Source organism: Actinomadura sp. KC345 (assembly GCF_004348515.1).
Lineage (GTDB): Bacteria > Actinomycetota > Actinomycetes > Streptosporangiales > Streptosporangiaceae > Spirillospora.
Window position 1 is genome coordinate 1 of sequence record NZ_SMKH01000328.1, and the last position, 8,107, is coordinate 8,107.

The following is an 8,107-nucleotide window of genomic DNA, read 5'->3' on the forward strand; positions in this document are numbered from 1 at the left end:
GGGGGCGGCTGCGGAGGGGGTGGCTGACATGGACACGGTGCTTCCGCGGCTGGGCGTGGGCATCGGCTGGCGTCCCGAGATCGCCGGGTTCGTCGGCGCGCTTCCCGGCCTACGTTTCACGGAGGTGGTCGCCGAATCCGTCCATCCGGGCCGTCCCGCGCCGGAACTGATGGAGCTGCGCGAGCGCGGGGCGGCGATCGTCCCGCACGGGGTGAAGCTCTCGCTGGGCGGCGCCGAGCCGGTGGACGCCGGGCGGGTCGGCCATCTGGCGGCCTGCGCCGAGGCGCTCGGGGCGCCGCTGGTGAGCGAGCACGTCGCGTTCGTCCGGGCCGGGGGGATCGAGGCCGGGCACCTGCTGCCGGTGCCGCGCACCCGCGCCGCGCTGGACGTCCTCACGGCCAACATCCGCCGCACCCAGGCGGAGCTGCCGGTGCCGCTGGCCGTCGAGCCCATCGCCACGCTCTTCGACTGGCCGGACGACGAGTACACCGAGGCCGGATTCCTGACCGAGCTGCTGGAACGCACGGGCGCGCTTCTCCTGCTGGACGTCGCCAACGTGTACGCCAACGCCCGCAACCGCGGTGAGGACCCGCTCGACCTGCTCGACCGCCTGCCTCTCGAACGCGTCGCGTACTGCCATGTCGCGGGCGGGGCCGAGGAGGGCGGCCGCTACCACGACACGCACGCCGCCCCCGTCCCGCCGGAGGTCCTGAAGCTGGTCGGGGAGCTGTGCGCCCGGCACCGGCCGCCCGGCCTCCTGCTCGAACGCGACGGCCGCTACCCGCCCGCGGCGGAACTCCGGTCCGAGCTGGACGCCATCGCCGCCGCCTCCGGCCTCCCCGCGGTCACATGAGCCGGGAGGTCTGGGACGCGGAGCTGGCCGCGCGGCAGGAGGCGCTCGTCAGGGCGATGACGGCGGACGGGCCGGTGCCCGGCGGCTTCGACGCCGCGGCGGTGCGGGCCGCGGCGCACGGCATCCTGCTCAAACGAGCGGGCGAGGCGGCCCGCGCGTGGCCGGCGCTGGCCGCCTCGTTCGGCGCGTCATGGAGGCCGGCGTTCACCCGGTGGGCGGCCGGACGCCCGACGCGCGGAGCGTTCCGGGACGGCTGGGACTTCGCGCGTGCGCACAGGGACGGCCTCACCGGGGAGGCGGTGACGGAACTGGCGCTCGCCGAGGTCCGTTGGGCCCATGCCGGAGATTCTCCGCCGCGGCCCCGCCGCGCGGCCGTGCGGCGGGTGCCGGGGGGAGCCGCGGTGCGGCTGGGCGGGCGGACCCGCGTGTTCCGCCGCGATCGGCCGCGCTGATCCGCCGACCGGCCCGATAACGTGCCGGGCACCCCCGGCAGGGGCTATGGTCTAGACCAATGGGCGGCGCTCCGGGGCGTCGGCCGGCCGCCCCGGCCGGCCGCATCCGGACGGCTAGTCTGGCATGGGAATCGAGGGAGGAGCCCGGTGGCGGGAGAAGGAGACGGCATGCGCGTAGGAGTGCTGACCGGAGGCGGTGACTGCCCCGGGCTGAACGCGGTGATCCGCGCGGTCGTGCGCAAGGGCGTCCAGGTCTTCGGCTACGAGTTCGTGGGCTTCCGCGCCGGCTGGCGCGGGCCCCTCGAAGGCGACACCGTGGCCCTCGACGTGAACGCGGTGCGCGGGATCCTGCCGCGCGGCGGGACGATCCTGGGCTCGTCACGGACCAACCCGATCAAAGTCGAGGGCGGCGTCGAGCGCATCAAGGACAACCTGGCCGGCCTCGGCGTGGACGCGCTGATCGCCATCGGCGGCGAGGACACCCTCGGCGTGGCGCGCGAGCTGTACGCCGGCGGCGTGAACGTCGTCGGCGTCCCGAAGACGATCGACAACGACCTCAACGCGACCGACTACACCTTCGGGTTCGACACCGCGGTGAACATCGGCATGGAGGCGGTCGACCGGCTGCACACCACCGCCGAGAGCCACCACCGCGCGCTGATCTGCGAGGTCATGGGGCGCCACGCGGGGTGGATCGCGCTGCACGTCGGCATGGCCGCCGGCGCCAACGTCATCCTCATCCCCGAGCGGCCCTTCGACATCGACAAGGTCGTCGAGTACGTCGAGAGCCGGTTCAAGACCCGGTACGCGCCGATCATCGTGGTGTCCGAGGGCGCCCACCCGGTCGACGGGCAGATGCAGCTGCAGACCGGGGAGCGCGACGCGTTCGGGCACGTCCGGCTCGGCGGCATCGGGCAGCGGCTCGCCGACGAGATCGAGAAGCGCACCGGCAAGGAGGCCCGCGCGACCGTGCTCGGGCACATCCAGCGCGGCGGCACCCCCACGGCGTTCGACCGCGTCCTCGCGACCCGGTTCGGGCTCCAGGCGATCGACGCGGTCCACGACGGCGACTACGGTAAAATGGTGGCGCTTCAGGGCACCGGCATCACCCGGGTCGGCCTCGACGAGGCGACCAGGGAGCTGAAGACCGTCCCGCTGGAGCGCTACTCCGAGGCCGAGGTCTTCTTCGGCTGATCAGGGCTCCTGGCGGGAGCTGCGCTCCCGTGCACGCGGGGATGGTCCGAGCACTATGCGTTCGCGGTGTCGCCTACTCTGGGCCACACTGGTGGCACCCTCGTTCACCTGTTCCCGCCAGGAGGATCCGCATGACCACGCTCGACCCCGCTCCGGCGGACGTCCGGGAGCAGTCGCCGGTCGACGGTGAGCCGTGCGTGCTGCTCAAACTGGGCGAGGTCGTGCTCAAGGGCAAGAACCGCGAGCAGTTCGAACGCCGCCTCGCCGACAACGTCCGCACCGCCGTCCGGCCGATCGCCCGGGTGGACGTCGTCCGCAGGCACGGCGTGTTCATCGTCCGCAAACACGACGCGGACCTGGCCACCATGGAGCGGGTGGCCCAGCGCATCACCGACGTCATGGGCATCGTGTGGGCGCACCGCGCCTGGCGGGTCGGCAAGGACCTCGCCAGCGTCGAACGCGCCGCGCTCGAACTCATGGACGGCCGGACCGGCACGTTCGCCGTCCGGTCCCGCCGCCGCGACAAGCGGTTCCCGATGACCTCCACCGAGCTCGACCGGCACGTCGGCGCCCTCGTCGCCGCCCGGTACGGGCAGCCCGTCAGGCTGAAGGACCCCGCGCACACGCTGTCGATCGAGGTCGACCGCGACGAGGTGTTCGTGTACTCCGGCGGACTGCCCGGCCAGGGCGGCCTGCCCGTCGGGATGAGCGGCCGCGCGCTCGTGCTGATGTCGGGCGGCATCGACTCGCCCGTCGCCGCGTACCGGATGATGCGCCGCGGGCTCCGCGTCGACTACCTGCACTTCTCCGGCATGCCGTTCACCGGCCCGGAATCGATCTACAAGGCGTACGCGCTGGTCCGCGAGCTGGACAAGTTCCAGGGCGGCTCGCGGCTGTTCGTCGTCCCGTTCGGCAAGGCGCAGCAGCAGATCAAGTCGTCGGGCGCCGACCGGCTCGCGGTGATCGCGCAGCGCCGGCTGATGCTGCGCACCGGCGAGGTCCTCGCCCGCCGGCGGCGCGACACCGCGCTGATCACCGGCGACGCCCTCGGCCAGGTGTCCAGCCAGACGCTGGCCAACATCACCGCGCTGGACGACGCCGTCGAGCTGCCGATCCTGCGCCCGCTCGTCGGCATGGACAAGAGCGAGATCATGGACCAGGCGCGCCGCATCCGCACCCTGACGATCTCCGAGCTGCCCGACGAGGACTGCTGCACCATGCTGGCGCCCCGCCGCGCCGAGACCAGGGCGAAGATCGACGACCTGCGCCAGATCGAGAAGCGCCTCGACGTCGGGGAACTCGCCGACCAGCTCGCCGACTCGGTCCAGGAGCACCGCCCCGCCTACGCCGACACGGCCTGACCCGGCGCGCTCCGGCTCAGCGCGCGTCGAAATCGGTCGGGCGCGGCGGCTCGGGGCCGTCGGGCCCCATCAGCGTGATCCGCTCCACGCGGACGATGCGGAACCGCCGGCCGGCGACCGCGATGCCGTTGCGGCGCGTCTCGTCCTCCATCAGCTCCGCGGCCTCGGCGAACTGGGCCGCGTCCGCGTCGCCGGGGCTCTCCACCGCCGGCACCACGTGCCGGAAGTAGGTCACCAGCGCGTCGCGGGCATGCCGCGGGGCGTCGTGCAGCCGCCCGACCGGGCGCCAGCGCCGCTCGCTGCGCTCGGCGACCGTGAACGCGGGCGCCAGCGCGACCGGCGTGAGGAACGCGCCCGACGGCTCGCTCCCGCTGGCGGCGGCCGCGTCCAGCACCTGGCACAGCAACTCGGCGTTCGCGAGATCGGACGCGGGGCCGTCCTCGGGCAGCAGCTCGTGGCCGTGGCCGGGACGCGCGTCCAGGTCCGTCGGGCGCGGCGGCTCGGGCCCGTCGGGACCGGTGCGGACGAGCTGCTCGATCCGCACGATCCGGAACCGGCGCCCGCCCGCGGCCACCGCGTCGGCGGGTCCCTCCTGCAGTGTCCGGGCGGAGGCGCGCAGCTCCCGCGCCTCCGCCGGCTCCGCCGACGCGGCCAGGTCCCCCAGGTGGACGGCGAGGAGCTCGCGCGCACCCTGCGGCAGCGGGTCGCACGGGCAGACGACGCGCCACCCGCCCCGGACGTGCTCGGCGGCCGTGAACAGCGCGCCCACGGCCACGAGCTCCGGATAGGCGGAGATGGCGCGGCACGCGTCCGCCAGCATCACCGCGGCGACGGGGTCGACGCCGTCCAGATCCTCCGGGAACAGCCGCCCTCCGCCATCGCCCATCGTCATGCCGGACATCATCCTCGCCGCACCCGGCGCGGCCAATGGTTCAGACCAATTTGTTACGCGCCGGAATGCTCACCCTCACGACTCCACCAGCCTTCAGGGCCCGACCGGCAAGGGCCCCGCCGTGGACAGGGTGCGGCCGACCAGGGGCGGCAGGTCGCGGACGAGCTTGGCCAGTTCGCGGAGGTCGCCGTCCACGAGGGCCTGCGGGCCGTCGCAGAGCGCGGTCTCCGGGTGCGGGTGCACGTCGATGATCACACCGTCGGCGCCGGCCGCGATCGCGGCGCGGGTCAGCGGCAGGACGAGGTCGCGGCTGCCGCCCGAGTGCGACGGGTCCACGATGACGGGCAGGTGCGACAGGCGCTGCGCCACCGGGACCGCCGAGATGTCGAGGGTGTTGCGGGTGGCCGTCTCGAACGTGCGGATGCCGCGCTCGCACAGCACGATGTCGAGGTTGCCGCGCTGGGCGACGTACTCGGCCGCCATCAGCCACTCCTCGATCGTCCCGTTCATGCCGCGCTTGAGCATCACCGGCTTGCCGGCCTCGCCCGCGGCCTGCAGGAGGGAGAAGTTCTGCGCGTTGCGGGTGCCGATCTGCAGCATGTCCGCGTAGGAGGCGACGAGGTCGACGTCGCCGGCGTCCACCACCTCGGTGACGATCGGCATGCCCGTCTCCTCCCGCACGTCCGCGAGGATGCGCAGGCCGGCCTCGCCGAGGCCCTGGAACGCGTACGGCGAGGTCCGCGGCTTGAACGCGCCGCCGCGCAGCAGCGTCGCCCCCGCGGCCTGCGCCATCTGGGCGGCGCCGAGCGTCTGCTCGGGTGTCTCCACCGCGCACGGGCCGGCGATCAGCGTCATGGTGCCGGGGCCGACCGGCACGCCGCCGACGCGCACGATCGAGCGCTCGGCGTGGTTCTCACGGCTCACCAGCTTGTAGGGCGCCGAGATGCGGATGACGTCGGTGACTCCGCGCATGCCGCGCAGGTTCAGCGAGCCGAACTGCTGGACGTCGCCGACGAGCCCGACGATGGTCCGTTCCACGCCGCGGCTGACGAACGCGTCTCCTCCCGCCGTCTCGACAAGTGAGACGACGGCCTTGATATCCGCTGCGCTGGCCTCCTGGGCCATGACGACGACCATTGGTGTGCTGCCTCTCCTGTACGCCCGGGCTCCCGGTGGCCCCGCGGCCCGCCCCTGGAACGGCGAAAGCCCCGGGCCGACCGGCCCGGGGCTCTCGTCTCGTGGTCTGTCAGCGCATCGCGTGGCAGACCAGCCGCCCGGGCTGGTCGAACCAAAAGAAATAGACGACGTTGCGCATGGTGCTCAGAGTAGCCGACTTTCCCGGTGGGCTGCCCGCGCGACCCCGAATATGGCTCAGCTCACCCCGGATGGCAGGATGGCCGCGTCATGACCCACCCCGAACAGCCGGCACCGCCGCCGCGCGAACTGCCGCCCGGCCAGTACGTCCCCCGGGGCTGGCCCGTCCTCCACTACGGCCCGGTCCCGAAGTTCCGTCCCAAGGACTGGGATTTCCGGATCTTCGGCGAGACGGAGTCGGGAGAGCAGCACCGCTGGACCTGGGACGAGTTCGAGGCGCTGCCGAGGGCCCGCGCGGTCACCGACTTCCACTGCGTCACCAAGTTCACCATCCCGGACAACGAGTGGGAGGGCGTCCCCGGCACGGCGATCGTGGAGCTGGCGCCGCCCGCACCGGACGTCACGCACGTGATGGTCTGGGCCGAGTACGGGTACAGCGCCAACATACGGATGAGCGACTTCCTCACCGAAGGGACGATGTTCGCCACCCACCGCGACGGCGAGCGGCTCACGCCCGACCACGGCTTCCCCCTGCGCATCGTGGTCCCGCACCTGTACGCGTGGAAGAGCGTGAAGTGGGTGCGGGGGGTGGAGTACCTGGTGAAGGACCGCCGCGGCTTCTGGGAGGAGCGCGGCTACCACAACGTCGCCGATCCGTGGCGGGAGCAGCGGTACTCCTATCAGGAGGACGAGGGCGAAGCCCCGCCCCTGTGAGACCGGCGCCGGCGGGCACGGTGGCCGTGTGTGGCCATGCCAGGGCTCCGTAAATGGCCAACTCACCGACCCGCACGGAAGTCAGGCGTTACCGTAAGTTGTCATGGTCCTACCGTCCGTCGCGGACATCGTGGCGTGTGCCACGGCCGCCGGTGCCGCCACGGGAGCCTGTGCCGCCACGGGAGCCTGGGCGCGCCGGCTGCTGCCCGTCCGGCGCCGCGCGCCCGCCGAGCCGGCCGAGAAGGCGGTGCTCGCGGCCCTGCACACGATCGCGCGGGCGTACCCGCCGCTGCGCGGCGGGCTGACCGAGGAGGCGGCGCGCACGGCGGCGCGGCGGCTCAGGGCGCTGCTGGGCGCCGAGGCCGTCGCGTTCGTCGGGGTGCCGCCCGCCGGTGGTGAAGAGGCCGGTGGTGATGGGTCCGGCCCTCACGACTTCAGTGGTGGCGAGGCCGGCCCGGAGGGCGGCGCCCCCGAGCCGGTCCGGGACGCGCCGCGGCTGCTGGCGTGGGACGGCGCGGGACGCGGCGTCCACACGGCGGACGCCGTCCGGCACGCCCTGCCGGTGCTGGCCTCCGGGCGGCCGCGGGTGCTGGCCCCCGGATCCCTCGCCTGCGACGACCCGCTGTGCGGAGTCCGGACGGCGGTGATCGCCCCCCTCACCGTCGAGGGAAGCGTCAGGGGGACGCTCACCGCGTACTGGAGGCAGCCGTCGGCGGCGCGGGTGAGGGCGGTCGGCGAGGCGGCCCGGCTGGTCACCGGGCAGCTGGAGCTGGCCGGGCTCGACACCGTCCGCATCCGCCTGGCCGAGGCCGAGACGCGGGCGCTGCGCGCCCAGATCTCGCCCCATTTCGTCTACAACTCGCTGACGACGATCGCCTCCTTCGTCCGCACCGACCCCGACCGCGCCCGCGAGCTGCTGCTGGACTTCGCCGACTTCGCCCGCTACTCGTTCCGCAACCCGCGCGACTTCACGACCCTCGCCGACGAACTGCGCTCCGTCGACCGCTATCTGCTCCTGGAACGGGCCCGGTTCGGGGACCGGCTGAGGTGCCGGGTCGACGTCGCGCCGGAGGTGCTGCCGGTCGCGGTGCCGTTCCTGGCGCTGCAGCCGCTCGTCGAGAACGCCGTCCGGCACGGCATGGCGGGTGCGGCGGAGGCGTTCCACATCTCGATCGTCGCGCGGGACTCGGGCGCCGAGGCCGCGATCAGTGTCGAGGACGACGGCGTCGGCATGGACCCCGAGCGGCTCCAGGAGATCCTCTCGGCCCCGCTGGGTCGGCCCGGCCCGACCGGCTGGGGCAGCGTGGCGGCCTGCGGGGGGCGGAAC

The 8,107-nt window shown here is 73.7% G+C and carries 8 protein-coding genes; 6 read left to right on the plus strand and 2 right to left on the minus strand.

Going from position 1 to position 8,107, the window contains the following annotated elements; genetic code table 11:
- Window positions 1-28: 28 nt before the first annotated feature.
- The 4 genes from E1281_RS34050 to thiI all read left to right on the plus strand — a co-directional run bounded on the left by E1281_RS34050 (window position 29) and on the right by thiI (window position 3,860).
- On the plus strand, window positions 29-853 hold the full coding sequence (locus E1281_RS34050) for a DUF692 domain-containing protein (protein ID WP_207943660.1): 825 nt from the start codon (window positions 29-31) through the stop codon (window positions 851-853).
- A complete protein-coding gene (locus E1281_RS34055) occupies window positions 850-1,305 on the plus strand; it encodes a hypothetical protein (protein WP_131883826.1) in 456 nt (151 codons plus the stop codon). The genes E1281_RS34050 and E1281_RS34055 overlap by 4 nt, the downstream gene beginning before the upstream one ends.
- 168 nt (window positions 1,306-1,473) lie before the next feature.
- Window positions 1,474-2,499, plus strand: a complete 1,026-nt coding sequence (locus tag E1281_RS34060) for a 6-phosphofructokinase (protein WP_131883827.1) — start codon at window positions 1,474-1,476, stop codon at window positions 2,497-2,499.
- 131 nt (window positions 2,500-2,630) lie between these two features.
- Complete coding sequence (gene thiI / locus E1281_RS34065) at window positions 2,631-3,860, plus strand: tRNA uracil 4-sulfurtransferase ThiI (RefSeq protein WP_131883828.1); 1,230 nt, start codon at window positions 2,631-2,633, stop codon at window positions 3,858-3,860.
- 16 nt (window positions 3,861-3,876) lie between these two features.
- Here the strand turns inward: thiI and E1281_RS34070 are convergent, their stop codons facing one another.
- Window positions 3,877-4,752 (minus strand): DUF5954 family protein, encoded by an 876-nt coding sequence (locus tag E1281_RS34070; protein WP_131883829.1) that lies wholly within the window; start codon window positions 4,750-4,752, stop codon window positions 3,877-3,879.
- Between the two features lie 93 nt (window positions 4,753-4,845).
- Complete coding sequence (aroF, locus tag E1281_RS34075) at window positions 4,846-5,889, minus strand: 3-deoxy-7-phosphoheptulonate synthase (RefSeq protein WP_131883830.1); 1,044 nt, start codon at window positions 5,887-5,889, stop codon at window positions 4,846-4,848.
- Window positions 5,890-6,156: 267 nt separating this feature from the next.
- On the opposite strand from aroF, the gene E1281_RS34080 reads away from it, so the two are divergent.
- Both E1281_RS34080 and E1281_RS34085 read left to right on the plus strand, forming a co-directional pair.
- A complete protein-coding gene (locus tag E1281_RS34080) occupies window positions 6,157-6,780 on the plus strand; it encodes a sulfite oxidase-like oxidoreductase (protein ID WP_131883831.1) in 624 nt (207 codons plus the stop codon).
- Between the two features lie 103 nt (window positions 6,781-6,883).
- The coding region (locus E1281_RS34085; protein ID WP_131883832.1) for a histidine kinase at window positions 6,884-8,107 on the plus strand (1,224 nt) is incomplete at its 3' end.

What these genes read in the sequence shown, in the direction of transcription:
- aroF (WP_131883830.1), bottom strand. Translation starts at nt 5,889, where the DNA reads ATGGTCGTCGTCATGGCCCAGGAGGCCAGCGCAGCGGATATCAAGGCC.
- E1281_RS34080 (WP_131883831.1), top strand. Translation starts at nt 6,157, where the DNA reads ATGACCCACCCCGAACAGCCGGCACCGCCGCCGCGCGAACTGCCGCCC.
- E1281_RS34070 (WP_131883829.1), bottom strand. Translation starts at nt 4,752, where the DNA reads ATGACGATGGGCGATGGCGGAGGGCGGCTGTTCCCGGAGGATCTGGAC.
- thiI (WP_131883828.1), top strand. Translation starts at nt 2,631, where the DNA reads ATGACCACGCTCGACCCCGCTCCGGCGGACGTCCGGGAGCAGTCGCCG.
- E1281_RS34055 (WP_131883826.1), top strand. Translation starts at nt 850, where the DNA reads ATGAGCCGGGAGGTCTGGGACGCGGAGCTGGCCGCGCGGCAGGAGGCG.
- E1281_RS34060 (WP_131883827.1), top strand. Translation starts at nt 1,474, where the DNA reads ATGCGCGTAGGAGTGCTGACCGGAGGCGGTGACTGCCCCGGGCTGAAC.
- E1281_RS34050 (WP_207943660.1), top strand. Translation starts at nt 29, where the DNA reads ATGGACACGGTGCTTCCGCGGCTGGGCGTGGGCATCGGCTGGCGTCCC.